Origin of the sequence: Pseudomonas sp. RIT-PI-a, assembly GCF_001187875.1 — a bacterium.
GTDB lineage: Bacteria > Pseudomonadota > Gammaproteobacteria > Pseudomonadales > Pseudomonadaceae > Aquipseudomonas > Aquipseudomonas coleopterorum.
Window position 1 is genome coordinate 53,133 of record NZ_LGIR01000031.1, and the last position, 24,442, is coordinate 77,574.

At 62.9% G+C, this 24,442-nt stretch carries 21 protein-coding genes; 6 read left to right on the forward strand and 15 right to left on the reverse strand.

Annotated elements, in window-relative coordinates:
- Window positions 1-142: 142 nt before the first annotated feature.
- The 3 genes from AC788_RS17460 to AC788_RS17470 form a co-directional block, all read right to left on the reverse strand.
- Complete coding sequence (locus AC788_RS17460) at window positions 143-520, reverse strand: hypothetical protein (RefSeq protein ID WP_049861827.1); 378 nt, start codon at window positions 518-520, stop codon at window positions 143-145.
- Between the two features lie 7 nt (window positions 521-527).
- Window positions 528-956, reverse strand: coding sequence for a DNA polymerase III subunit chi (locus tag AC788_RS17465; protein WP_049861828.1), 429 nt, complete (start codon window positions 954-956; stop codon window positions 528-530).
- Window positions 957-1,080: 124 nt separating this feature from the next.
- Window positions 1,081-2,571 carry a leucyl aminopeptidase gene (locus AC788_RS17470; protein ID WP_049861829.1) on the reverse strand — a complete coding sequence of 497 codons (1,491 nt, stop codon included), beginning with the start codon at window positions 2,569-2,571 and terminating at the stop codon, window positions 1,081-1,083.
- 263 nt (window positions 2,572-2,834) lie between these two features.
- Between AC788_RS17470 and lptF the strand changes: the two genes are divergently transcribed.
- Both lptF and lptG read left to right on the forward strand, forming a co-directional pair.
- Complete coding sequence (lptF, locus tag AC788_RS17475) at window positions 2,835-3,953, forward strand: LPS export ABC transporter permease LptF (RefSeq protein ID WP_049861830.1); 1,119 nt, start codon at window positions 2,835-2,837, stop codon at window positions 3,951-3,953.
- Window positions 3,946-5,007: an LPS export ABC transporter permease LptG gene (lptG, locus tag AC788_RS17480; RefSeq protein ID WP_049861831.1), complete on the forward strand. Its 1,062-nt coding sequence runs from the start codon at window positions 3,946-3,948 to the stop codon at window positions 5,005-5,007. The genes lptF and lptG overlap by 8 nt, the downstream gene beginning before the upstream one ends.
- Window positions 5,008-5,037: 30 nt before the next feature.
- Here lptG and AC788_RS17485 read toward each other — a convergent pair whose 3' ends face one another.
- The 12 genes from AC788_RS17485 to gap all read right to left on the reverse strand — a co-directional run bounded on the left by AC788_RS17485 (window position 5,038) and on the right by gap (window position 19,061).
- Window positions 5,038-5,532: an RDD family protein gene (locus tag AC788_RS17485; RefSeq protein WP_049861832.1), complete on the reverse strand. Its 495-nt coding sequence runs from the start codon at window positions 5,530-5,532 to the stop codon at window positions 5,038-5,040.
- A gap of 95 nt (window positions 5,533-5,627) precedes the next feature.
- Window positions 5,628-5,840 carry a cold-shock protein gene (locus AC788_RS17490; protein WP_049861833.1) on the reverse strand — a complete coding sequence of 71 codons (213 nt, stop codon included), beginning with the start codon at window positions 5,838-5,840 and terminating at the stop codon, window positions 5,628-5,630.
- Between the two features lie 420 nt (window positions 5,841-6,260).
- Complete coding sequence (gene gcvT / locus AC788_RS17495) at window positions 6,261-7,385, reverse strand: glycine cleavage system aminomethyltransferase GcvT (protein ID WP_049861834.1); 1,125 nt, start codon at window positions 7,383-7,385, stop codon at window positions 6,261-6,263.
- Between the two features lie 54 nt (window positions 7,386-7,439).
- Window positions 7,440-10,301 carry an aminomethyl-transferring glycine dehydrogenase gene (gene gcvP, locus AC788_RS17500; protein WP_049861835.1) on the reverse strand — a complete coding sequence of 954 codons (2,862 nt, stop codon included), beginning with the start codon at window positions 10,299-10,301 and terminating at the stop codon, window positions 7,440-7,442.
- A gap of 9 nt (window positions 10,302-10,310) precedes the next feature.
- A complete protein-coding gene (gcvH, locus tag AC788_RS17505) occupies window positions 10,311-10,688 on the reverse strand; it encodes a glycine cleavage system protein GcvH (RefSeq protein WP_049861836.1) in 378 nt (125 codons plus the stop codon).
- 336 nt (window positions 10,689-11,024) lie between these two features.
- The gene (locus AC788_RS17510; RefSeq protein ID WP_049861837.1) at window positions 11,025-12,533 is read right to left on the reverse strand and encodes a sigma-54-dependent transcriptional regulator; all 1,509 of its coding nucleotides are present in this window, start codon (window positions 12,531-12,533) and stop codon (window positions 11,025-11,027) included.
- 78 nt (window positions 12,534-12,611) lie between these two features.
- Window positions 12,612-13,013 (reverse strand): YbaN family protein, encoded by a 402-nt coding sequence (locus AC788_RS17515; RefSeq protein ID WP_090361984.1) that lies wholly within the window; start codon window positions 13,011-13,013, stop codon window positions 12,612-12,614.
- A gap of 20 nt (window positions 13,014-13,033) precedes the next feature.
- Entirely contained in the window at window positions 13,034-13,651 is a 618-nt protein-coding gene (locus AC788_RS17520) for a biliverdin-producing heme oxygenase (RefSeq protein WP_049861839.1), read from the reverse strand.
- A 113-nt stretch (window positions 13,652-13,764) separates the two neighbouring features.
- Complete coding sequence (locus tag AC788_RS17525) at window positions 13,765-16,323, reverse strand: TonB-dependent receptor (protein WP_049861840.1); 2,559 nt, start codon at window positions 16,321-16,323, stop codon at window positions 13,765-13,767.
- 153 nt (window positions 16,324-16,476) lie between these two features.
- Window positions 16,477-17,370: a FecR family protein gene (locus AC788_RS17530; RefSeq protein ID WP_049861841.1), complete on the reverse strand. Its 894-nt coding sequence runs from the start codon at window positions 17,368-17,370 to the stop codon at window positions 16,477-16,479.
- A gap of 41 nt (window positions 17,371-17,411) precedes the next feature.
- Complete coding sequence (locus AC788_RS17535) at window positions 17,412-17,933, reverse strand: RNA polymerase sigma factor (protein ID WP_049861842.1); 522 nt, start codon at window positions 17,931-17,933, stop codon at window positions 17,412-17,414.
- Window positions 17,934-18,059: 126 nt separating this feature from the next.
- On the reverse strand, window positions 18,060-19,061 hold the full coding sequence (gene gap, locus AC788_RS17540; RefSeq protein ID WP_049861843.1) for a type I glyceraldehyde-3-phosphate dehydrogenase: 1,002 nt from the start codon (window positions 19,059-19,061) through the stop codon (window positions 18,060-18,062).
- Window positions 19,062-19,335: 274 nt separating this feature from the next.
- Here gap and edd point away from each other — a divergent pair, with 274 nt between their 5' ends.
- The 4 genes from edd to AC788_RS17560 all read left to right on the forward strand — a co-directional run bounded on the left by edd (window position 19,336) and on the right by AC788_RS17560 (window position 24,338).
- Window positions 19,336-21,162: a phosphogluconate dehydratase gene (gene edd, locus AC788_RS17545; protein ID WP_049861844.1), complete on the forward strand. Its 1,827-nt coding sequence runs from the start codon at window positions 19,336-19,338 to the stop codon at window positions 21,160-21,162.
- Window positions 21,159-22,112, forward strand: coding sequence for a glucokinase (locus tag AC788_RS17550; RefSeq protein WP_049861845.1), 954 nt, complete (start codon window positions 21,159-21,161; stop codon window positions 22,110-22,112). The genes edd and AC788_RS17550 overlap by 4 nt, the downstream gene beginning before the upstream one ends.
- 65 nt (window positions 22,113-22,177) lie before the next feature.
- Window positions 22,178-22,909: a response regulator gene (locus AC788_RS17555; protein ID WP_049861846.1), complete on the forward strand. Its 732-nt coding sequence runs from the start codon at window positions 22,178-22,180 to the stop codon at window positions 22,907-22,909.
- A gap of 22 nt (window positions 22,910-22,931) precedes the next feature.
- Window positions 22,932-24,338 (forward strand): ATP-binding protein, encoded by a 1,407-nt coding sequence (locus AC788_RS17560; RefSeq protein WP_082223705.1) that lies wholly within the window; start codon window positions 22,932-22,934, stop codon window positions 24,336-24,338.
- Window positions 24,339-24,442: the final 104 nt, after the last annotated feature.

The window sequence follows — 24,442 nt, forward strand, 5'->3', positions numbered from 1 at the left end:
GCGGGCTGCGTAGGAGCGGTCCGTGGCCGCGATGGGCGCAACTCGGTATGGCTGACACACCGTAGCGCCTGTTTCGCGGCCGAGGACCGCTCCTACGCTGGTAGGCGAACGGTCCGTGGCTGCGAAGGGCGGGGGAAGGGGATCAGGGCTGGTTCAGCAACCTTTCCATGCGGGCCTCGAGGCGGCGCTTGATTTCGGTTTCGATGTGCGGCGCGAAATCGTCGATCACATCCTGCATGATCAACTGAGCGGCGGCGCGCAGTTCGGCGTCCAGGTGCAGCAGGGTGTCCTGGCGGTTCTGCGCGGGGGTAGGGGCAACGGTTGCCGCCGCTGGCGCTTCGGCAGCGGCCTCGGGCTCGTCGTGCAGTTCGAACAGCAACGGCACATCCGGCTCGCTGCGAACCACAGCGTCGGTCAGCAGCGGTGGCTGCAGGGTGTCGTCGCCGAGCAGCTTGCGGATCGATTCGAGGTCGTCCAGCAGGTGTACGGATTTGGGCAAAGGCTTGGTGTTGTTGTCCATCGTGTGCTCAAAGTCGCGATAAGCGGTGGTCTTGCAGAGGATAGCCTTGTTCACGGTAGAAGCGAAAACTCTCCCGGGCGGCCTGACGAATAGCAGGGTCTTCTACCACTATTTCAGCGATACGGGCGAACTGCCCGGCAAAGCTCGGTACGCTCAAGGCCAGGTTGATCAGCAGGTCGTCATGGCCCGCCGCCTGTGCAGCGATGCCCAACGTGACGGGCGAGTGCGGATCGTCCTCCGCCAGGCTGTGGGGGACGAAGCTTTCACCCTTGAAGCTCCACAGGCGTGCATCCATTGCCTCGCGCTGGGCAGCGTCAGTGCAATGGACGTACACCCGATGGCCCAGGCGCCAGGCTTTTTCGCCCAGTTTGCAGGCGAAGTCCAGGCGTGCGGCGGGCAGGGGCGTGGGCAGAACATAGAAGTCGACTTGGGGCATGGCGTGTTCCTGGTGCTTGAGACCGAGTCGTCCTTTTCGCGGGCAGAGCCCCGCTCCCACACAAGCATGCTTCCTGTGGGAGCGGGGCTCTGCCCGCGAAAAGGACCGACGCGGACTTGAGGCATTACACCCCGGCGCGATCCAGCAGGTACTGGGTGAGCAGAGGCACAGGACGACCGGTAGCGCCCTTGTCCTTGCCGCCGCTGACCCACGCCGTACCGGCGATGTCCAGGTGCGCCCACTCATAGGCTTTGGTGAAGCGGGACAGGAAGCAGCCGGCAGTGATCGCACCGCCCTTCGGCCCACCGATGTTGGCGATGTCGGCGAACGGGCTGTCCAGTTGCTCCTGGTACTCCTCGAACAGCGGCAGCTGCCAGCAACGATCGTCCGCCTGCTTGCCCGCTTCCAGCAATTGGCCGACCAGGGCTTCGTTGTTGCTCATCAGGCCGGTGGTATGGCCACCCAGGGCAACGACGCAGGCGCCGGTCAGGGTGGCGATGTCGATCACCGCGCGCGGGTTGAAACGCTCGGCGTAGGTCAGCGCATCGCACAGCACCAGACGGCCTTCGGCGTCGGTGTTGAGGATCTCCACAGTCTGGCCGCTCATGGTCTCGACGATGTCGCCAGGGCGTGTCGCACGGTCACTGGGCATGTTCTCGGCGCAGGCCATCAGGCACACCAGGTTGATCGGCAGTTCCAGTTCCAGCACGGCGCGCAGGGTGCCGAACACGCTGGCCGCACCGCACATGTCGTACTTCATCTCGTCCATGCCGGCCGCTGGCTTGATGCTGATGCCACCGGTGTCGAAGGTGATGCCTTTACCCACCAGCACGTACGGCTGCTCGGATTTCTTTGCGCCCTGATAGTTGAGCACGATCAGGCGTGGCGGCTGTGCGCTGCCCTGAGCGACGGCCAGGAACGCGCCCATGCCCAGTTCCTTGAGCTTCTTCTCGTCGTGGATCTCGACCTTGAGGTTCTTGTGCGCCTTGCTCAGGCTCTTGGCGGCTTCGGCCAGGAAGCTGGGGTGGCACAGGTTGGGCGGCAGATTGCCCAGGTCCTTGGTAAAGCTCATGCCGCTGGCGATGGCCTTGGCATGGGTCACGGCGCGTTCGACGTCGGCCTGGCTGGATTTCTGCGTCAGCAGGGTGATTTTCTGCAAGGCACGCGGATCGGCCTTCTTGCTCTTGAAGCGATCGAACACGTATTCGCCATCGATCAGGGTCTCTGCCAGCAGGCGGGTTCGGCCGTAGGCGTCACGGCCCTTGACGGTCAGCTCGTCGAAAGCGAACACGGCATCGCTGCCGCCCAGGTTCTTCAATGCGCCATAGGCAGCGCTGGCCAGCTTGCGCCATGGGCGGTCGGCCAGTTCTTCGTCCTTGCCGCTGCCCACCAGCAGCAGGCGTTCGGCCTTGAGTGCAGGTACGCCCGGCAGCAACAGGGTCTGGCCGGCACGACCGACGATGTCGCCACGCTTGAGTGCAGCGCTGATCAAACCGCCGCTCAGGCTGTCGATCTTGCTGGCAATGGCGCCCAGTGCGCGCTCTTCGCCGATGGCGACGACTAGGGTCGCGGTTTTAATCGATTCGGCAGCAACGCTCTTTACAACCAATTCCATATCCAGAACCCCTGATTCTAGGTCGATGCTTGCGCAAGACGGTTCGCGCGAAAGCGTCCAGTTTGACCCCAGCCCCAGCCCCCTCGCAACCTTTGCATGGTGGTAATTGTCCATCCAATGCCGCTGTTAAGTGACAGGCACAGCCTTTCACAGGATAATGCGGCGACTTTTTTACCTGGCCCGCTCCTGCGGGCCGGCCCCTGTCCTGGCTGCTACGTTCCCCTGTCGGGCTGCCTGCGCGCGACGACCCTGGAGTGTCTGGTTTGATCGTTTTCCGTTATCTGTCCCGTGAGGTCATGATCACAATGAGCGCCGTGAGTGCGGTGCTCCTGGTGATCATCATGAGCGGGCGCTTCATCAAGTACCTGGCCCAGGCGGCGTCAGGGATCCTCGACCCCGGCGTGCTGTTCATGATCATGGGCTTCCGCCTGCCGGGCTTCCTGCAGCTGATCCTGCCGCTGGGCCTGTTTCTGGGTATCCTGCTGGCGTATGGGCGTCTGTACCTGGAAAGCGAGATGACCGTGCTTTCCGCCACCGGCATGAGCCAGCAGCGCCTGCTGGCGATCACCATGGCCCCGGCGGCGCTGGTCGCCCTGCTGGTCGCCTGGCTGAGCCTGAGCCTGGCGCCGCAGGGCGTCGCCCAAGTCGCCACGATCATCAATCAGCAGGACGCCATGACCGAGTTCGACACCCTGGTGCCGGGTCGCTTCCAGGCGTTGCGCGATGGCACCCGCGTCACCTACACCCAGAGCCTCTCGGAAAACCGCGTCGACCTCAGTGGCGTGTTCATCTCCGAGAAACGAATGTCACAGGACAAGGCGAAGGATCGTGGAATTTCCGTGCTGGTGGCCGAGAAGGGCCGCCAGGAAGTGCGTGCCGATGGCAACCGCTACCTGATTCTGGAGAACGGCTTCCGTTACGACGGCAACCCGGGCGAAGCCAACTACCGCGCCATCCAGTACGACACCTACGGTGTGCTTCTACCCAAGCCGGACGTGAGCAGTGACATCACCGATCGCGAAGCCATCCCCACCGGCGAGCTGTGGAGCAGCAATGACCCACGGCCTCGCGCCGAGCTGCAGTGGCGCCTGTCGCTGCCCATACTGGTGTTCATCGTGACTCTGATGGCAGTCCCGTTGTCGCGGGTCAACCCGCGCCAGGGCCGTTTCCTCAAACTGCTACCGGCGATCCTTCTATACATGGCCTATCTGACCCTGCTCATCGCCGCGCGCAGCGCCATGGAAAAAGGCCGGCTGCCCGCAGCGCTTGGCATGTGGTGGGTGCACGCGCTGTTCCTGGCCATAGGCCTGCTGCTGATGTATTGGGAACCCATGAAGCTGGCCCGTGCCAGCCGCCGTGCCAAGGGGGTGACCCATGGTTAAGCTCGATCGCTACATCGGCAAGAGCGTCGCGGTCGCCATTCTGGCCGTGCTGGGGATCATCCTCGGGCTGGCCTCGCTGTTCGCCTTCATCGACGAGATGGGTGACATCAGCGACACCTACACTTTGGTCGATGCCGGTAAGTACGTTGCCCTGACGGCTCCGCGACGGGTCTACGACATGCTGCCGATGGCGGCCCTGATCGGTTGCCTGATCGGCCTCGGCAGCCTGGCCAGCAGCAGCGAACTGACCATCATGCGCGCGGCCGGCGTGTCGGTGGGGCGCATCGTCTGGGCAGTGATGAAGCCCATGCTGGTGTTGATGATCGTGGGCGTGCTGGTAGGTGAATACGTTGCCCCGCCTGCAGAAGACAAGGCTCAGGCCGAGCGCTCCCTGGCTCAGGGCAGTGGCGATGCGCAGAGCGGCAAGCACGGCATGTGGCACCGCCAGGGTGACGAATTCATCCACATCAACACGGTCCAGCCGCGAGGCCTGCTGTACGGGGTCACCCGTTACCGCTTCGACGACCAGCGCCATATGCTCAGCGCCAGCTTTGCCCGCAAGGCGCAATACGATGGTGATCATTGGCAGTTGAGTGATGTCACGACCACGCTGTTCCACAGCGATCGCAGCGAAGTGGTCAAGGCTCCCGAAGAGCGTTGGGATGTTTCTCTGACTCCACAGCTGCTGAGTACGGTCATTGTCGCACCCGAAGCGCTGTCGATTTCCGGTCTGTGGGGCTACATCCACTACCTCGCCGATCAAGGGCTGAACAACGGTCAGTACTGGTTGGCGTTCTGGGTGAAGGTCCTGCAACCGCTGGTCACGGCAGCGCTGGTGTTGATGGCCATCTCGTTCATCTTCGGCCCGTTGCGTTCGGTCACCCTGGGCCAGCGCGTGTTCACCGGCGTGCTGGTGGGCTTCGTGTTCCGCATCGCCCAGGACCTGCTCGGGCCATCGAGCCTGGTGTTCGGCTTCCCACCGCTGCTGGCAGTGGTGCTGCCTGCAGCGATCTGCGCCGTGGCAGGGATCTGGCTGTTGCGACGCGCCGGTTAGCGCAAGCACAGCCACACAGAAAACCGGCCCTCAGTGGCCGGTTTTTCGTTGGGCCATCCGCACCACCTGGCTGCGCGATCCCAGATCGTGCCAGGTGCGCTGACGTCGATCGAACAGCATCCACCACCAGCCGATCCCCAAGCATAGCCACGACAATATCGCCAGGACAAAGCGCAGCGCCGCCTGGCCCAGGCCGAGCGGGCTACCGTCGGCACTTTGCACGCGGATACCCCAGGCCTGCATGCCCAGTGTCTGCCCGGCACGGGTCCAGAAACGGGCGAAGAAGGCGAAAGACAGGCTTGCCAGCAGCAGTGAAAGCCATTGGTCATGATCCATGGCGCCTGCCTCGGACAGGGCGCGCAGGTGAGCTTCGCCGTACCAGAGCACTTGTCCCAGCTTGTACAGCGCGGTGGCGAACATCAGCAGGGCTACCAACAGGATCAGATCGTAGGCCGCCGCAGCCAGCCGGCGAGCCAAGGTTGCCGGCATCGGCTGATGTATAGCGTTCACGGCATCGGGTGCCATCGAGAATCCTTGGAAGGGGAGGCAGTCGACGCTTGTCGAGCGGCCACAAAAAAGCCCCAGGCTATCAGCGCTGGGGCTTTTGGGCGACGCTCGAATCAAGCCTCGGCTTGAACCTCGTCGGCCTGCAGGCCTTTCTGGCCCTGCACGGATACGAAGGTGACCTTTTGGCCTTCCTTCAGGCTCTTGAAGCCGTTGCCTTGAATGGCGCGGAAGTGAACGAACAGGTCTGGACCGCTTTCAGGGGTGATGAAACCGAAACCTTTTTCGTCGTTGAACCACTTGACGGTACCGCTTTGACGATTCGACATAGCTTAATTTCCTTGAAACCTAGAAGTATTAACAGCGTCTTTCACATGAAAGAGTACTGGGCTGATTTGCAGGAAAGTTAAGAGACGTCGAACGGGTTGTAGCAGTCATCAGCGCTACTGCCCAGGTCACGATCCAAGCGACCCATGCAAACACAGTGGAGAAACTTTACGCTAACTTCAGCGCGAAAAACAAGCCCTCGCAACCGCCACGTTCAGACCTTTTTGTGCCGCATTTCAGGCCCTGTTCGGGGCGTTGCCCCAAGTTCGTGCACGAGGTGCAGACACTTGGCGTCATTGAGTTAGAACAACGGAAACAGTGCAATAAGATGTGTTGGAACTATGACGCTTTTGCTTCGCGTCATAGTTTTTATCTACCAGAAGCGGCTGTTAGCCAGAGTGCATCGATGCGCCAGGTTGCACTCAGCCCCGATAATAGCGTTGCGGCACGAACGGCATCCGGGCAACTTTCATGGGCACTGGCTTGCCACGCACGATGGCACTGAGCGTAGTGTCCAGCGCCGCTGCGCTGGCCTCCACGTAGCCCATGGCAACCGGAGCATCCAGGGTCGGGCCGAAACCGCCACTGCAGACGCTACCGACTTCAACGCCTTCGGCATTCAGGATGGGAGCACCCTCGCGTACGGGTGTGCGTTCCTGAGGCAGCAGGCCGACGCGCTTGCGTGCAACACCTTCGCGTTGCTGCGCGAAGATGACCTCTGCACCCGGGAAGCCCCCGGCACGTGCACCATCGGCGCGGCGCGTTTTGGAAATGGCCCAGAGCAAGCTGGCCTCGATGGGCGAGGTATCGCTGTCCATGTCATGGCCGTACAGACACAGGCCTGCTTCGAGTCGCAGCGAATCCCGTGCGCCCAGGCCAATGGGTTCCACTTCAGGCTCGGCCAACAGCGCGCGCGCCAGGGCTTCGGCCTGGGCGTTTGGCACGGAAATCTCAAAACCGTCCTCGCCGGTGTAGCCCGAGCGACTCACGTAGCAGTCCACGCCGAGCAGCTCGACGCTGGCGAATTGCATGAACGTCATCTGCGCGACTTCCGGGGCCAGACGTGCCAGCACCGTGACCGCCGCCGGACCCTGAAGCGCCAGCAGCGCACGTGAATCGAACAGGGCTTCGATCGTGCAACGGCCGCTCAAATGCTGTTGCAGGTGGGCCAGGTCCTGGTCCTTGCAGGCAGCGTTGACGACCAGCATCAAGGTGTCGTTGCCCAGGTTCGCCACCATTAGGTCGTCGAGAATGCCGCCCTGTTCGTTGGTGAACAGCGCATAGCGCTGCATGCCCACCGGCAGGTCGATGATGTCCACCGGCACCAACGTTTCGAGGGCCTTGGCGGCGTCGGCGCCGGTCAGGCGAATCTGGCCCATGTGCGACACATCGAACAGGCCGGCCTGGGCCCGGGTGTGTCGATGTTCTTTCATGACGCCCAGTGGGTACTGCACCGGCATGTCGTAGCCGGCGAAGGGCACCATGCGCGCGCCCAGTTCCAGGTGCAGCGCATGCAGCGGGGTTGTTTGCAGGGGGGTATCGGACATAGTCATTCCTTGCGCAACAGGGCGCGCGGCAATCAAGGCCGCGCGCCGCCGTCATCACGCTTGCTGATAGGCTTCGATGGAAGGGCAGGCACACACCAGGTTGCGGTCGCCGAAAACGTTGTCGACCCGGCCAACGGGTGGCCAGTACTTGTTTTCCAGCAGCGTCGGCAGCGGGTAGACCGCCTGTTCACGACTGTAGGCGTGGGTCCATTCGCCGACCAGCTCGGCGGCGGTGTGCGGCGCATTCTTCAGCGGGTTGTCGTCGCGATCCAGACGGCCTTCCTCGACCGCACGAATTTCTTCGCGGATCTGGATCATGGCGTTGCAGAAGCGGTCGAGTTCTTCCATTGATTCGCTTTCGGTCGGCTCGATCATCAGGGTGCCCGCCACCGGGAACGACATGGTCGGGGCATGGAAGCCGAAGTCGATCAGGCGCTTGGCGACGTCATCGACGCTGATGCCGCTGCTGTCCTTGAGCGGACGCACGTCGAGGATGCACTCGTGGGCCACCAGGCCGTTGCTGCCGGCGTAGAGGATCGGGTAGTGCTGCTCCAGGCGCCGGGCGATGTAGTTGGCGTTGAGGATGGCCACCTGGGAAGCGCGCTTGAGACCGTCGCCGCCCATCATGCGGATGTACATCCAGGTGATCGGCAGGATGCTGGCGCTGCCGAACGGCGCTGCGCAGACGGCGCCTTCCTTGCGTTCCAGGGCCGCGTGGCCGGGCAGGAACGGAGCCAGGTGCGCTTTCACGCCGATCGGGCCGACACCCGGACCGCCACCGCCATGGGGAATGCAGAAGGTCTTGTGCAGGTTCAGGTGGGACACGTCGCCGCCGAACTTGCCCGGCGCGCACAGGCCCACCATGGCATTCATGTTGGCGCCATCGATGTACACCTGGCCACCGTGGTCATGGATGATCGCGCAGATCTCGCGGATACCTTCCTCGAACACGCCATGGGTGGACGGGTAGGTGATCATCAGGGCTGCCAGCTTGTCGCTGTGCTCGATGGCCTTGGCGCGCAGGTCTTCGATGTCGACGTTGCCGCGCGCGTCGCAGGCGGTGACCACCACGTGCATCCCGGCCATGTGCGCCGTGGCCGGATTGGTGCCATGGGCCGAGGACGGAATCAGGCAGATGTCGCGATGCGCTTCGCCACGGCTCTGGTGATAGGCCCGAATCGCCAGCAGCCCGGCGTACTCACCCTGGGAACCGGCGTTGGGCTGCAGGGACACGGAGTCGTAACCGGTGGCGGCGCACAGCATGCTCTCCAGCTCATCGGTCAGCAGCTGATAGCCCTGGCTCTGCGCAGCCGGTGCGAAAGGGTGCAACTGGCCGAATTCGGCCCACGTCACCGGGATCATCTCGCTGGCGGCGTTGAGCTTCATGGTGCAGGAGCCCAGCGGGATCATGGTGCGATCCAGGGCCAGGTCCTTGTCGGCCAGGCGGCGCAGATAGCGCATCAGCTCGGTTTCCGAGTGATAGCGGTTGAAGACCGGATGTTGCAGGATCGCCGACTGACGCAGCAGGGCTTCAGGCAGTTGATCGGTGACTTCGTCGGCCAGGGCCTGGAAGGTCACCTGGGTGCTTTCGTTGTGGAACAGCGCAAACAGTGCTTCCACATCGGCCTGGCGGGAGGTCTCGTCCAGCGAGATACCCACGCGCTCGGCATCGACCTCGCGCAAGTTGATTCCCGCGGCACGGGCCTGCTCATGCAGGCGCTCGGTCGCGTTGCCGGTGGCAAGGGTCAGGGTGTCGAAGAAATGCTGCTGCTCGACGCGCACGCCCAGTTGTGTCAGGCCGCGCGCCAGGATGGCGGTCAGCTGATGGGTGCGCCGAGCGATCTGGATCAGGCCGGCCGGGCCGTGGTAGACCGCGTACATGCTGGCGATGTTGGCCAGCAGGACCTGCGCCGTGCAGATGTTGCTGGTGGCCTTCTCGCGGCGGATATGCTGCTCGCGGGTCTGCATGGCCAGGCGCAGGGCGCTCTTGCCGTGGCGGTCCACGGACACGCCGACCAGACGGCCTGGCATGTCGCGTTTGAAGCTGTCGCGGGTGGAGAAGTACGCCGCATGCGGGCCGCCGAAACCCAACGGCACACCAAAACGCTGGGCGCTGCCGATGGCCACGTCGGCACCGAATTCACCCGGCGGGCTGAGCAGGGTCAAGGCCAGCAGATCTGCGGCCACAGCCACCAGAGCGTTGCCGGCGTGGAAGCGCTCGACCAGTTCGCGGTAATCGAAAATGTCGCCGTTGCTGGCGGGGTACTGCAGCAGTGCACCAAAGAAGCCGTCGGTGTCGGCGAGCTGGTGCTCGTCGCCGATGACCACCTCGATACCCAAGGGCTCAGCGCGGGTGATCAGTACGGCCAGGGTCTGCGGGTGGCAGTGGCTGGAGGCGAAGAAGCGCTGGCTGCTCTTGTTCTTGCTCAGGCGTTTGCAGAAGGTCATGGCTTCGGCAGCCGCGGTCGCTTCGTCGAGCAGCGAGGCATTGGCGATGGGCAAGCCGGTCAGGTCGCTGATCAGGGTCTGGAAGTTCAGCAGCGCTTCCAGGCGGCCCTGGGAAATTTCCGGCTGATACGGCGTGTAGGCCGTGTACCACGCAGGGTTTTCCAGCAGGTTGCGCAGAATCGGCGCTGGCGTGTGGGTGTTGTAATAGCCCTGACCGATGTAGTTCTTGAACAGTTGGTTCTGCTGGGCAATGGCCTTGATGGCGGCCAGGGCGTCGGCTTCGCTCTGCCCGGCAGACAGACCGAGCACGCTGGTGCCCTTGATGCTTTCGGGGATGACGCTGGCGCTCAGCGCATCCAGGTTCTCGTAGCCGAGAAAGTCGAGCATGGCCTGCTCGTCGGCAGGGCCGGGGCCGATGTGGCGGGCGATGAATTCGTTGTCGGTGTGCAGTGCAATGGCGCGAGTCATGGTCGATCCTCAGCCTTGGGCGGCGATCAGATTGTCGTAGGCGGGCTGGTCGAGCAAGGCGTGAACCTGATCGAGGTCATCGGGGATGAAACGGAAGAACCAGCCCTGTGCCAGGGGGTCCTGGTTGACCAGTTCCGGGGCGGCATCGAGCGCTGCGTTGACCTCGACGATCTCGCCATCGAGCGGCATGTTGATGCTGCTGGCAGCCTTCACCGATTCCAGCACCGAAACCTCGGAATCGCGCGCGTGGTGGGCCAGTTCGGGCAACTGCACGAACACGACATCGCCCAAGGCGTTCTGGGCAAAAGGGGTGATGCCGACTGTGACGCTGCCGTCGGCTTCGAGGCGTAGCCATTCGTGTTCGACGGTGAAACGCAACTCGCTCATGGAAACTCCGCAATGATTTGGGGTTCAGCAATGGCGGTTACGTAGCAAGATGGTTGCCAGATTTCTCAAAGCCACACACTTCAAGGCCTTCAGGCAGATGACCCACGTCCAGCAGGAGAGTGGCTGTAACGAAAACGCTACGCACCGCCCTGGTCATTCCCCGCGACAACCCCTGTAGCAGCGGCGCAAGCCGCGTCGGCGGCCAACGCGGTCTGTCGAATACACTGCGGTGGACCCAGACGCGGCTTGCGCCGCTGCTACAGGGCGCATCAGACAAGGGTGTATTGGATTGCGTACGGTGTATTGAAATCTATACAGTGTAGGTCATGTCACGTGTCAGGATGCGCTACCGATACCGTATTTGCGTAACCGGTTGGCAATGGCCGTATGTGACGTCTGCAGACGGCTGGCCAATTGGCGGCTCGACGGGTAGCTGGGGTACAGCTTTTCCAACAGCGCTTTTTCGTAGGCACCCACCGCCTGCTCCAGGCTGACCACCTCACCGTCGTTGCGGTGGGTCACGCGGGTACCGGCAATATCCAGATCACCGATATCCACCGTATTGCTCTCGCAGACGGCAGCGGCGCGAAAGATCACGTTCTGCAACTGCCGGACATTGCCCGGCCAGTGGTTGCCCAGCAAGGCAGGATAGGTATTGGTCGTCAGCCGGCACATTGGCCGCTGAATCTGCGTGCAGGCCTGCTGCATGAAATATCGTGCCAGCAACAGAATGTCTTCGCCGCGCTCGCGCAGCGGCGGCACATTCAGGTTGAGCACATTGAGGCGGTAGAACAAGTCTTCCCGAAACGCCCCTTCAGCGACCATCTGCTCCAGATTGCGGTGGGTGGCGCTGAGGATGCGCACATTGACCTTGACCTCGCGGTCGCCGCCGACCCGGCGAAAGCTGCCGTCGTTGAGAAAACGCAGCAGCTTGGCTTGCAGGTACGGCGACATTTCACCGATTTCATCGAGGAACACCGTGCCCTGGTGGGCCAACTCCATCAGCCCCGGCTTGCCGCCTCGCTGGGCACCCGTGAAGGCGCCGGGGGCGTAGCCGAACAGTTCGCTCTCGGCGAGGTTCTCCGGCAGCGCGGCGCAATTGAGGGCCAGGAACGGCGCCCCGTGGCGCGCGCTGACGGCATGGCAGGCACGTGCCACCAGTTCCTTGCCGGTGCCGGTTTCGCCCTGGATCAATAAAGGCGCATCCAGGGCCGCGACGCGCTGCGCCCGAGCTTTCAGCGCACGAATGGGTGCAGAGTCACCCAGCAGCGAGTCGAATCCCTCGGCATGGTCGTGGTGCAGGGCGGCCAGCCGTTCACCCATGCGGTTGGGCGGGTACAGCGTCAGCAAGGCACCTGCGTCGGTGATGGGTGTGGCATCGAGCAGCAGCGTCTGACCATTCAGGTTGACCTCGCGCAGTGGCAGTCGGAACCCCTGTTCCAACAGGGAACCGAGCAGGGCCGGATCGGCGAACAGATCGGCCACCGACTGCCCGGCTGGCTCGCGTCCATACAGCTCGACCAAGGCCGGGTTGGCCAGCAGAACATTGCCGGCACTGTCCAGCGCCAGCACTGGATCGGCCATGGCGGCCAGCAGGGCTTCGAGCTGCAGATGCCGGCGCTGTCCGGGCAGGATGTCGACCACACGCACGTCTTCCACGCCCTTTACCCGGAACAGGGCATCGTGCAGCTCTTCCAGGACCAGCGGGCTGAGCGTCGGCGCATCGATGTAGACGTTGGGTGGGACCATCTCGACGGCATCGAGGTTGAGATTGCGGGCGCCAAGCAATGCCAGCACTTCCTGGGTGATGCCGACACGGTCGATGAAGCTGACGTGGATACGCATGGGTTTCGTGCATTCTGGACAGCGGAGGCAGGCAGTATGCCTTGCCATGGCTCAAAGCTGTAGGGCCGAGGCTGTGGGTCAGCGCTCGGCAGTGACGCGTTCGGGTCGCGACCAGATCCAAAGGTTGACCAACACCATGCCCGCGATGGCGGCATAGACAGGCCAGTGTTGCTTGAGGGTGAACCACATCACCAGCGAGCAGATCACCATGCTGACGGTGGCGCTGACCTTGGTCCGGCGGGTGATCACCTTGCCATTGCGCCAGTTGTGCAGCATGGGACCGAACAACTTGTGGTTTTCCAGCCAGGCACTGAGCCGCGGCGAGCTTTTGGTTGCTGCCCATGCGGCCAGCAGGATGAACTCGGTGGTGGGCAACCCCGGCACCACGATCGCGATCAGCCCGATGATCAGGCTGGTATAGGCCAGCAGGCCGTAAAGCACGCGGGCCATCTTTGAGGGGAGCGGGCGAGGGTTGTCCATGAGTTCCATACAGTCGGGTTTCAAGCCGGCGCCGTGTCCCGATGATCGGCGTAGGTGTGTTGCAGCAGCACCTGCAAGCGCGCGAACGCGTCGTTGGCCGCCTGGTCGGCTTCCGCTTCTTCGCTCGGGCTGAAGGGCAGGGCATCGAAGACTGCGTTGAAGGCTTTCCAGCCCTTGCCGCGTCCGCCTTCGGGTTCGGCCAGATGACGAGCACCGAAACTCTCCGTGTAGCCCAGGGCGTTGGCCCGCTTGATCAGGATAGCGGCGCCGAGTTTAGACCCTTCGGAGACACGAATCCAGGTCAGCGCCGTCGCCAGGCTGGGCTCGCTGAGGGCGCCCGGAACAGGTTGCGGAATGGCCACGCCCAGATCGATCAGGTCGGCCTTGGCCGCCTCTGCGCGGCAGCGCCCGGGCAGGTCGGGAAACAAGGCGATCAGGGCGGGATCGTTGTACAGGTGCTGCAGCTCCGACTGGAACAGGTACTGCATCTGCAGAAAGCGCCCATAGCTTTCTGGCGTATCGAAGGGCGCGTGGCGGGCCACGGTGTTTTCCAGGCTGTCGTGCAACGCCTGGCTGATCGCGCGCAAGCGGGCGGAGCGCAGCGGGGCGTGGTCCTGAGTGTGCTCGGTGACGGTCATTGCGAGTTCCTTGAAAAATGCGGTGCTGTGTAGACGAGACGAATCAACTCACAGCGGACCGTAAAAAAATCCCACCACAGGGGCAGCGGTTATCTGCCCCTACAGTGCCATTATCAGATGTCCCAAACCAGATTGATCGCGAAATTACGACCGGGAGCCGTGAGACGGTCGAGGTTGGCGGGTGATGTCACCGCCGCTTCGCCCACGCCGTCATAACTGCGTACGTCGTCCCATAGCCAGTATTTCTTGTCGGTGAGGTTGTACAGGCCGGCGTTGACGGTGACGTCGTCGGTGACCTTGTAGTAACCGGACAGGTCGAGGATGCCGAATCCAGGCGTTTTGAACACGCCGCTGCCGTCCGGCGACTTGAACGCGCTGCTGTCCACTCGGTTCTGCCGCTTGACCAGTGTCCAACTGAGCAGGCCGCCGTACTGCTGCTGCTCGTAACCCAGTCCGAAGACACCCTTGAGCGGATTGACGCTGTTGATCGGTTGGCCGTTGTCTTCGTTCTTGCCATGGGCGTAGGCGATGGAGCCCTGGCTGTAGAGACCTTGCGGTGCACCGAAGCTGTCCAGGTTCAAGCGGCCCTTGAGCTCGACGCCCTTGATGGTGGCGTGCTTGATGTTGTTGCTCTGGAACACTGTGGACGTCGCCCCGGGGGTGACCGCATCCTCATTGATGAAATCGCGATACTGGTTGTAGAACACCGCAATGTCGAAGGTGCCTGCTTCGAATTTGCCGCGCAGACCGGTTTCATAGCTTCTGCTTTTCTCTGGATCCAGGTCCGGATTCGGCTGAACGGTATAGCCTGCGCCCAGGTTTTCGAAGCTGCCGTACAGCGCCTTGGCCGAGGGCGTGCGGAAGCCTTCGGCATACTGTCCATACCAGGTGTAGTGGTCATCGAAGTCGTAGGTCACGCCCAGCTTGGGCGACAACCGGTGCCAGTTCCGTTCGCTGTCGGTCACGGTGTATTCACCTGTGGGGTTGACCGTGCGCAGGAATTCATCGGTCAGGCGGGGCTTGAGCTGGGTGTAGTCATAGCGCGCGCTGGGCAGAAAGGTCCACTGGTTCCAGCGAATCTCGTCCTGGGCGAACAGGCTGTAGGTGTTGATGGTCGGGTCGGGGAAGTCGCTGGACTTGACCAGGCGATCGGTCGAACTGTCGGCGCCGATGGCTCGGCAGCTGCCCATCACGGTCAGGCAGGTCCCGTAGCCGCTGCGCGAGCCGGTGACCTTCTGCTGGCGGATGTTCGTGCCGTAGGTCAGCAGGTGATCGGTTTGTCCCACCTGAAAGGCCTTGTCCAGTTGCAGGTCGAACACCCACTGGCGCTCTTTGTACAGGGTGTCACGCGTTCGCAGCACATCGCGTGCGCGCGGAACGACATAGTGTTCCTCGGTGTGCTGGTCGGTCTTGGCGATCTGGTAGTTCAGGCTCCACTTGATGTGATCGGCCACGACGCTGTCCAGGCCGAAGTCGTGATTCAAGCCGAAGCGCTCGCGGGTGATCGTGTCATTGCCCCCGCGCGATCGATAGAAATTCATCGGCCTGCCATTGACGTACGGGCCGCCATAGGCGCTTTTCAGGTCGACGTCGCGGTCGTCCTTGTACTTTTCATAGGTGAGCCCGAGTCGAGCATCGTCGGCATAGTTCCAGCCCAGCTTGGCCAGAACGTTGGTGGAGCGCACATCCTTGGGGTCGGCCGCGGTGCGGCTCAGGCCAGTGGTGTCGTGATCACCGTGGGACTCGGTTTCATGCCCGTTGCGCTGGCTCAAATGCAGCAAGGCGTCGAAGTCACCCGTACGGCCGGCCACGGTGGCCGAGTTCAGCCAGCTCTCGTCTGCCGAGCTGTAGCCGGTCTTCAGGCGCGCGCCGATGTCCTTGCCCGGCTTGATGATGTCTTCCGGGTCCAGGGTGTAATAGCTGACCACCCCACCGATGGCGCTGCTGCCGTACAGCGACGACGCCGGCCCGCGCAGGATTTCCACGCGCTTGACGATTTCCGGGTCGACGTAGTTGCGCTCGGTCTGTGCATAGGGGCCGTTGAAGAAGCTGTCCGGCACTTCGACGCCATCGACCTGGGTGAGGATGCGGTCGCCATCGATGCCGCGAATGTTGTAGCCGGTGATGCCACTGCGCAGGCCGGTGCCGCCCGCTGAGACGCCCGGTTCGTAGCGCACCACATCCTGAATCGTGTTGACGTTGTCGCGGTCCAGCTGCGTGCGGCCCTGCACGCTGACCGTGCTCGGTACGCTGTCGGCGCTCTGTTCCTGGCGGGTGGCACTGACGGTCACCTGTTGCAGGGCGATCACGGCACCCGTCGGACTGCGCTCGAGCACGACATTGTTGGCGCTGATTTTCCGGTAGCGCAGCGATGTGCCCGCGAGCAGGCGATCCAGTGCCTGTTCCGGCGTCAGGTTGCCACGTGCGCCGGGTGAGACAACGTCCCGAGCGAGCTCGGCGGGCAGTCCGACCTGCCATCCCGTCGTGGAGCTGAAGCCGTTCAAGGCCGACGTCAGCGGTTGCTGGGCGATGCTGAAGGAGTGACTGACACTGTTGCGGGCGCTGCTCAGTGTCGGCTCCGCTGCATTGCCCACGGCAGGCAGGGCGGCCAGCAGCAGGGCGGCGGCGAGCACCGAGTGGTGGAACGTTGGACGAGTGAAACCTGTGGACATCGAAAGCGCTCCCTGTCATGTGTCGTTATAGTGTCACTGATTCGAATGCGAATCAGTTGCATTGGCTATGACTAGACGGATGGGGAAGCGCTACAGCGTAAAAATAATTATGCGGGTTATGCAGGGTGTTGGTTCATGGCACTGACGTGTCTGTCAGTTCAGGATGACCAGTGCCGGAAACTCCCGCACCTGCGCCGACGTTACCTGGGCCAACGAGCGAACCACATCGAGTGGATTGTCCAGGCGGTAATTGCCGGTCACCGCCACCTGCTCGAGTTTCTTGTCGGTATTGATGATCCACCCTGGGTAATAGCGTCGAAGTTCGGCGAGCACCTCGCCCATGGGGCAGTTCTCGAAGATCAGCCGGCCCTGGACCCAGGCCAGATCCTTCTGGGGATCAAGCCGCTCGCGCGTGCCGAACCCCTTGGGGCCGATGCGGATACTGTCGCCGGCGTTCAGGCGGACCTTCTCGTCATGGCTGGCGCTGAGGTCGACGTTGCCGCGCTGCACTCGCACTTGCGCCTGGCCATCGTGGTAGCTCACGGCGAAGGCGCTGTCGAGCACATCGGCACGCACCGGGCCGGCTCGCACCTGAAACGGTTGTTGGCGGCTGGGCGGCACCTCGAAAAACGCTTCGCCTTCGTACAGGCGCGCGTTGCGTTGGCGGGTGTCGATTCGGCTGGAAAAGGCCGAATCGGTGTTGAGCAGCACCTTGGAGCCGTCCTCCAGTTCCAGGTGCTGGCGTTCGCCGACCTGGGTCAGATGAGCGGCCTGTACGCGCAGCGGCAGCTGGGTGAAATTGAGTACACCGACCACCAGCATCGCGGCTGTGGCGAGAGGTTTCCAATGCCGCCGCCACGCCGGCGTTCGGCGCTGCGTTTGCAGGGCCATGGCGGCGTCCTGCACCGGCGCCCCGTGCCACACGGCGCGGGCTTGCTCGAACGCAGCGGCATGTTCGGGGTCGGCCAGCAGCCAGGTCTCGAATGCCCTCTGCTCGGCGGGGTCGGCGCAGGGCTGAACGATCAGCCAATCGATGGCTTGCTCCATGACGGGCGTCAATGGCGCCTGTTCTGGTGAATGCTGCCGGTTCACGAGTGTTGCTCCAGGCGCTGTGCGACGCCGATGCAGATCGCCATGATCAATTTCAATTCCTTCTGTACGGTGCTTGCCGAGACGTCCAGCTCCTGGGCAATCTCTACATAACTGCTGCCATGCACTCGGCTCAATATGAAAATGCGCTGCTGGCGCGGCGTCAGTCGGCCAAGGCTCAGGGTCAGCCTGGCCAGCAGGCGCTCGGCATGAGCCGCCTCATCTGGAGTACTGCTCACTGCTGCAATGCTTTGTAGCACGTCGAGGGGCACATCTTCGACCATGGTCCGCTCCTGCACCCGCCGTGAGCGCAGATAATCCAGTGCCAGATTGCGCGCTGTCTGGAACACGAAAGGTTCGAGGTGCTCGATGGGGCGCTCGCCCAGGGCACGGTTGACCCTCAGGTAGGTTTCCTGAAGCAGGTCTTCGGCGGTGCTGGGGTTGCGTACCATGCGCTGAAGGGTGCGCAGCAGACTCAAGCGTTGGGAGAGGAAAACGGAATTGAAGCGTGATTGACTCACGGAAGTGCCCGACCGGAAAGCAGCAGATGATAATGCTTCTCATCTGCTCATCTAGTCAAGTCGCGATCTTTGCAGGAGGTATCGCGGCTGGAGACGGCATCAACCGCATCCAGCCGCTATGGGGCCTTACTTGGCGTTGATCAGCGCCAGGCAGTTGTCCAGCATGCGGTTCGAGAAGCCCCACTCGTTGTCGTACCAGGCCATGACCTTGACCAGCTTGCCGTTGACCTTGGTGTGGTTGGCATCGAAGATCGACGACAGCGGGTTGTGGTTGAAGTCGGTCGAAACCAGCGGCAGGGTGTTGTAACCCAGCACCTTGGACTGCTCGGCGGCCGCCTGCATCAGCGCGTTGATTTCGTCACGGCTGACTTCGCGCGACAGGTTCAGGGTCAGGTCGACCAGCGATACGTTGATCACCGGGACGCGTACCGCCATGCCGGTCAGTTTGCCGGCAAGTTCGGGCAGCACCAGGCCTACTGCCTCGGCAGCACCGGTCTTGCTGGGGATCATCGACTGGGTGGCCGAGCGCGCGCGGTAGGGGTCGCTGTGGTACACGTCGATCAGGTTCTGGTCGTTGGTGTAGGCATGGATCGTGGTCATCAGACCCTGCTCGATGCCCAGCTCGCGGTGCAGTACCTGGGCAACCGGCGCCAGGCAGTTGGTGGTGCACGAGGCGTTGGAGATCACCTCGTGGGACTGGCGCAGCACTTCATGGTTGACGCCATAGACCACCGTGGCGTCGGCGCCCTTGGCCGGGGCCGAGATGATCACCTTGCGCGCGCCGGCGGTCAGGTGCGCCGCGGCCTTCTCGCGGTCGGTGAACAGGCCGGTGCATTCGAACACCACGTCGATGTTCTCGGCCTTCCACGGCAGCTCGGCCGGGTTGCGGATGGCGCTCACCGAGATGCGATCGCCATTGACCGTCAGGCCTTCCTTGTCGTGCTCCACCGTGCCGTCGAAGGTGCCATGCACCGTGTCGTACTTGAGCAGGTGGGCGTTGATCGCGCTGTCGCCCAGGTCGTTGATGGCGACGACTTGCAGGTCCTGGCGGTAGCCTTGGGTATAGAGTGCCCGCAGGACGTTGCGGCCGATGCGGCCAAAACCGTTGATTGCTATGCGAATGGTCATGAGTGATTCCTGTAATCAGATTGGGTGATTCCCCTTGGATCAGGTCCGGGCAAGCAGGTCACGTAATCTGTTTTGTTGTTGGAATTACAAGATTATTCGCATAGAAATAGAAAACAAGCCTTTTTAGTGGCAATATTTTGTTCTATCTACAACGAGTGACCGGTACAACCCTTCCTTCACATCGATTCTGCCTGCAGGGCTTTGAGCCCTGGCACAGGTCGTAGTTCGGACAGAGTGTTGCAGAGGTCGCCCCCAAAAGCCTGGAGTTCTTCACATGCATCCCCGCGTCCTTGAGGTCACCCAACGGCTGATCGCGCGTAGCCAAGCTACCCGCGAGCACTACCTGCAACTGATCGACAGCGCTGCCAGCGACGGCCCCATGCGGGGCAAGCTGCAGTGTGCGAACTTTGCCCATGGAGTAGCGGGGTGCGGCAGCGAAGACAAGCACCAACTGCGCATGATGAACGCGACCAACATCGCAATTGTTTCGTCATATAACGACATGCTCTCGGCGCATCAGCCTTACGAAACCTACCCCGAACAGCTCAAGCAGGCCCTGCGTGAAATCGGCTCGGTCGGCCAGTTCGCCGGCGGCGTGCCGGCCATGTGTGATGGTGTGACCCAGGGCGAGCCCGGCATGGAACTGAGCCTGGCCAGCCGCGAGACCATTGCACTGTCCACAGCCGTGGCGCTGTCGCACAACATGTTCGACGGTGCGCTGATGCTCGGCATCTGCGACAAGATCGTGCCGGGCTTGATGATGGGAGCCCTGCGCTTTGGCCATCTGCCCATGATCTTCGTCCCCGGCGGACCAATGCCGTCGGGCATTTCCAACAAGGAAAAGGCCGATGTCCGGCAGCGCTATGCCGAAGGCAAGGCCAGCCGTGAGGAGTTGCTCGAATCGGAGATGAAGTCCTACCACAGTCCGGGCACCTGCACCTTCTATGGCACGGCCAACACCAATCAGCTGCTCATGGAGGTACTCGGCCTGCACCTGCCGGGCGCCTCGTTCGTCAACCCCAATACGCCGCTGCGCGACGCGCTGACCCATGAAGCGGCTCATCAGGTGACGCGCCTGACCAAAGCCAATGGCGAGTTCACCCCCATCGGTCGCATCGTCGATGAAAAGTCACTGGTGAATTCGATCGTCGCCCTGCACGCCACGGGCGGTTCGACCAACCACACCCTGCACATGCCGGCGATCGCCATGGCAGCAGGCATCATCCTGACCTGGCAGGACATGGCCGACCTTTCCGAGGTCGTGCCCACCCTGTCCAACGTCTACCCGAACGGCAAGGCCGACATCAACCATTTCCAGGCCGCTGGCGGCATGGCGTTCCTGATTCGCGAGCTGCTCGGTGCAGGCCTGTTGCACGAGGATGTCAACACTGTGGCCGGCCACGGTCTGAGCCGCTATACCCGCGAGCCATTCCTGGAAGACGGCCGTCTGGTCTGGCGCGAAGGGCCCGTGGCGAGCCTCGACGAGAGCATTCTGCGCCCGGTGGCACGCCCGTTTTCGGCGGAGGGCGGATTGCGCGTGATGGAAGGCAACCTGGGCCGTGGCGTCATGAAAGTGTCTGCCGTGGCTCTGGAGAATCAGGTGGTGGAGGCGCCCTGCCGCGTGTTCCAGGACCAGCAGGAACTGGCCGATGCGTTCAAGGCCGGCGAACTGGAAAAGGATTTCGTCGCCGTCATGCGCTTCCAGGGGCCGCGCTCCAACGGCATGCCGGAACTGCACAAGATGACGCCATTTCTTGGCGTGCTGCAGGACCGCGGCTTCAAGGTCGCGCTGGTCACCGACGGGCGGCTGTCCGGCGCGTCCGGCAAGATTCCCGCCGCCATTCATGTCAGCCCCGAAGCAGCCAGTGGCGGACCGTTGGCCTTGGTGCGCGATGGCGATATCATCCGGGTCGACGGTGTCGAAGGTACCTTGCAGGTGCGCGTCGATGCCCAGACGCTGGCCAGCCGCACCCCGGCGGTCGGCACCTTGGCCAATGGCGTAGGTTGCGGGCGTGAACTGTTCGGGTTCATGCGCCAGGCCTTCAGCTCGGCCGAGCAAGGCGCCAGTGCCTTCACTTCGGGGTTGGAGATTTTGCGATGACACTCGCCCTCATTGGCGATATTGGCGGTACCAACGCACGGTTCGCCATCTGGGAGAATGACGCATTGCATTCGGTCCGGGTCTTCGCGACGGCGGACTACACCAGCCCCGAGCACGCGATCGGCGTGTACATGGCCGACCTCAAACTGCAGAAAGGCGATATCGGCGCCGCGTGCCTGGCGGTGGCCGGCCCGGTGGACGGTGACGAATTTCGCTTCACCAACAGCCATTGGCGCCTGAGCCGCAAGGCGTTCTGCCAAACCCTGCAGGTGGGCCACCTGCTGCTGATCAACGATTTCACGGCCATGGCCTTGGGCATGACCCGCCTGCAGCCCGACGAGTATCAGCTGGTGTGCGAAGGGGAGGCCGACCCTGCACGTCCGGCCGTGGTCATCGGTCCGGGTACCGGCCTGGGGGTGGGCACCTTGATCGGCCTGCGCAACGGCTGGATGGCGCTGCCGGGGGAGGGCGGCCACGTCGACCTGCCGGTCGGCAGCCCCCGCGAAGCTCAGCTGCGGGCGCACATCGAAGCGCAGATCGGTCACGTCAGTGCCGAAACGATTCTGAGCGGTGGCGGCTTGTTGAGGTTGTATCAAACTGTGTGCGAAGTGGACGGTCACGAGCCGTCCTGCGCTTCGCCGGCGCAAGTCACCGAAGCCGGTCTGGCCGGCGATCCCGTCGCCCGCGAAACCCTGGAGCAATTCTGTCGCTTCCTCGGCCGGGTGGCGGGCAACAATGTACTGACCGTGGGCGGTCGCGGTGGTGTGTACATCGTCGGCGGCGTGATCCCGCGCTTCCTGGAAATCTTCATGCAGAGCGGTTTCGCCGAAAGCTTCGCCGACAAGGGCTGCATGAGCGATTACTTCAAGGGCATTCCCGTGTGGGTGGTCACGGCCGAGTTCTCCGGGCTGCTGGGCGCTGGCGTGGCCTTGCAACAGGCGCAAGCTTGAGCGTTTAATCAGCCCTTGAAAAAAGCCGGGCGTATCGACCCGGCAATGACAACAAGGACGCCCACGTGAGCACTGTCGGCAAATCGATCCTGCTGGTCGATGACGATCAGGAAATCCGCGAACTGCTGGACACCTACCTGAGCCGCGCCGGCTTTGCCGTGCGCACCACGGCCAACGGCGCGGGCTTTCGCGAAGCCCTGAGCGCCGAGGTCGGCACCGACCTGGTGATTCTCGACGTCATGCTGCCTGACGAAGACGGCTTCAGCCTGTGCCGCTGGATCCGCCAGCATCCACGCATGGCTCAGGTGCCGATCATCATGCTGACGGCCAGCTCCGATGAAGCGGACCGGGTAATCGGTCTCGAATTGGGCGCCGATGACTATCTGGGCAAACCGTTCAGCCCACGCGAGCTGCAGGCACGCATCAAGGCGCTGCTGCGGCGCAGCCAGTTCGCCAGCGAGCGTAGCGAGCGCAGCGGCGAGGTGCTCGGCTTCGACGAGTGGCGGCTCGATACCGTGAGCCACCGGTTGTTTCACACCGATGGCGAGGAGGTGTTCCTGTCCGGTGCCGACTTCGCCCTGCTCAAGCTGTTCCTCGATCATCCCCAGCAGATTCTCGACCGCGACACCATCGGCAACGCCACCCGCGGGCGCGAGCCGATGCCTCTGGATCGGATCGTCGACATGGCGGTCAGCCGTCTGCGCCAGCGCCTGCGCGACAACGACAAACCGCCCCGGTTGATCCGCACGGTGCGCGGTAGCGGCTACTTGCTGGCGGCCCACGTTGCGCCTGTTTAAACCACGCTCGCTGTTGGGCCGCATGCTCTTGCTGACCCTGCTGGCGGTGCTGCTGGCGCAGGGGTTGTCCAGCGTGATCTGGCTGTCACAGCTACGGGCCACCCAGCTCGAAGGACTGGTCACCAGCGCGCGCAGCCTGGCGCATTCGATGGCGGCCAGCGTCAGCTATTTCCGTTCGCTGCCACTGGCCTATCGGCCGCTGGTGCTGGATCAACTGCGCAGCATGGGCGGTACGCGCTTTTTCGTATCGCTCAATGACAAGCCCCTGGGCATGCAGTTGCTCGAACCGACCGCACGCAAGACCGCGGTGATCGAGGCGGTGTCTGCGGTGCTCAGAGCCCAGCTGGGCAGCGACGTGGATATTTCGGTGACCTTCGTCAGCCCCGATGATCTGCGCATCTTCAACAGCGGCCTGAAGCTGGACGAACTGCCGCGTTCCTGGGCGCACTACGCCCTGACCCTGGAGCCGGTGAATCCACCGGTGCTGGTCACCCAGATTCGCCTAGGGCCGAGCGAATGGCTGTACATCGCTTCACTGTTGCCCGAACCCTACACCACCCTGGAAGAAGAGGGACTGCCGGCCCAGCAGATCTGGTTCATCGCCCTCACCAGCGGTTTCCTGTTGCTGTTCATCGGCGTGCTGGTGCACTGGCAGAGTCGCCCTCTCAAACGTCTGGCTCGCGCCGCACGGGAGTTGTCGTTGGGCGAGGTCAACAACCAGCCGCCCATGGAAGGAGGCGGCAGCGAAGTGGTGGAAGTGGCGCGGGCGCTGAATGCCATGCGCGAGCGCATCAGCCGCTACCTGACCGAACGCAGCCAGCTGTTCAGCGCCATCTCCCATGACTTGCGCACGCCCATCACCCGCTTGCGGCTGCGCGTCGAACTGCTCGACGATCCCACCCTGGAGGCCAAGTTCGGCCGCGACCTGGACGAGCTGGAATTGCTGGTCAAGGGCGCACTGCAATGCGTGAAAGACACCGACATCCACGAGAACATCGAGCGGGTCGATCTCGATCAGGTCCTCGACTGTCTGGTGGAACCTTATCTGGCGCCGCACGGCAATGGCCGTGTAACTCTGGAAGGCCAGGCGCGCCGACCCTACGCCGGCAAGCCGCTGGCCATCAAACGCTGCATCGGCAACCTGATCGACAACGCCCTGAAGTACGGTGACCGCGCGCACCTGTATATCCACGACGATGCGCAGGCCTTCGTGCTGTACGTCGACGATGAAGGTCCCGGTGTACCCGAGCAACGGTTGCAGAAGGTCTTCGAACCGCACTTTCGTCTGGCCGGCACCCAGCAGGGCTATGGGCTGGGACTGGGCATCGCGCGCAACATCGCCCATAGCCACGGTGGCGAGGTGACGTTGCAGAATCTTCCGGCCGGTGGCTTGCGGGTGACATTGGTCTTGCCTCGCAAGACGGTGTGAGCGGTCCGCGTGTTTCTGCAGACCAACTGGCTTGGCGATCATGAATGTCACCAGTCTGTGACATTTCCCTATCCCTTCGTTACCTGCACCCCACTTGGCGGTGT

Bases quoted from the DNA above. Each gene is read 5' to 3' on its own strand.
- AC788_RS17510 (WP_049861837.1), bottom strand. From the start codon at position 12,533: ATGCGTATCCACGTCAGCTTCATCGACCGTGTCGGCATCACCCAGGAA.
- AC788_RS17530 (WP_049861841.1), bottom strand. From the start codon at position 17,370: ATGGAGCAAGCCATCGATTGGCTGATCGTTCAGCCCTGCGCCGACCCC.
- gcvH (WP_049861836.1), bottom strand. From the start codon at position 10,688: ATGAGCGAGTTGCGTTTCACCGTCGAACACGAATGGCTACGCCTCGAA.
- gcvT (WP_049861834.1), bottom strand. From the start codon at position 7,385: ATGTCCGATACCCCCCTGCAAACAACCCCGCTGCATGCGCTGCACCTG.
- AC788_RS17550 (WP_049861845.1), top strand. From the start codon at position 21,159: ATGACACTCGCCCTCATTGGCGATATTGGCGGTACCAACGCACGGTTC.
- gcvP (WP_049861835.1), bottom strand. From the start codon at position 10,301: ATGACTCGCGCCATTGCACTGCACACCGACAACGAATTCATCGCCCGC.
- AC788_RS17465 (WP_049861828.1), bottom strand. From the start codon at position 956: ATGCCCCAAGTCGACTTCTATGTTCTGCCCACGCCCCTGCCCGCCGCA.
- AC788_RS17520 (WP_049861839.1), bottom strand. From the start codon at position 13,651: ATGACCGTCACCGAGCACACTCAGGACCACGCCCCGCTGCGCTCCGCC.
- AC788_RS17470 (WP_049861829.1), bottom strand. From the start codon at position 2,571: ATGGAATTGGTTGTAAAGAGCGTTGCTGCCGAATCGATTAAAACCGCG.
- edd (WP_049861844.1), top strand. From the start codon at position 19,336: ATGCATCCCCGCGTCCTTGAGGTCACCCAACGGCTGATCGCGCGTAGC.
- gap (WP_049861843.1), bottom strand. From the start codon at position 19,061: ATGACCATTCGCATAGCAATCAACGGTTTTGGCCGCATCGGCCGCAAC.
- lptG (WP_049861831.1), top strand. From the start codon at position 3,946: ATGGTTAAGCTCGATCGCTACATCGGCAAGAGCGTCGCGGTCGCCATT.
- AC788_RS17490 (WP_049861833.1), bottom strand. From the start codon at position 5,840: ATGTCGAATCGTCAAAGCGGTACCGTCAAGTGGTTCAACGACGAAAAA.
- AC788_RS17515 (WP_090361984.1), bottom strand. From the start codon at position 13,013: ATGGACAACCCTCGCCCGCTCCCCTCAAAGATGGCCCGCGTGCTTTAC.
- AC788_RS17460 (WP_049861827.1), bottom strand. From the start codon at position 520: ATGGACAACAACACCAAGCCTTTGCCCAAATCCGTACACCTGCTGGAC.
- AC788_RS17525 (WP_049861840.1), bottom strand. From the start codon at position 16,323: ATGTCCACAGGTTTCACTCGTCCAACGTTCCACCACTCGGTGCTCGCC.
- AC788_RS17560 (WP_082223705.1), top strand. From the start codon at position 22,932: ATGCTCTTGCTGACCCTGCTGGCGGTGCTGCTGGCGCAGGGGTTGTCC.
- AC788_RS17485 (WP_049861832.1), bottom strand. From the start codon at position 5,532: ATGGCACCCGATGCCGTGAACGCTATACATCAGCCGATGCCGGCAACC.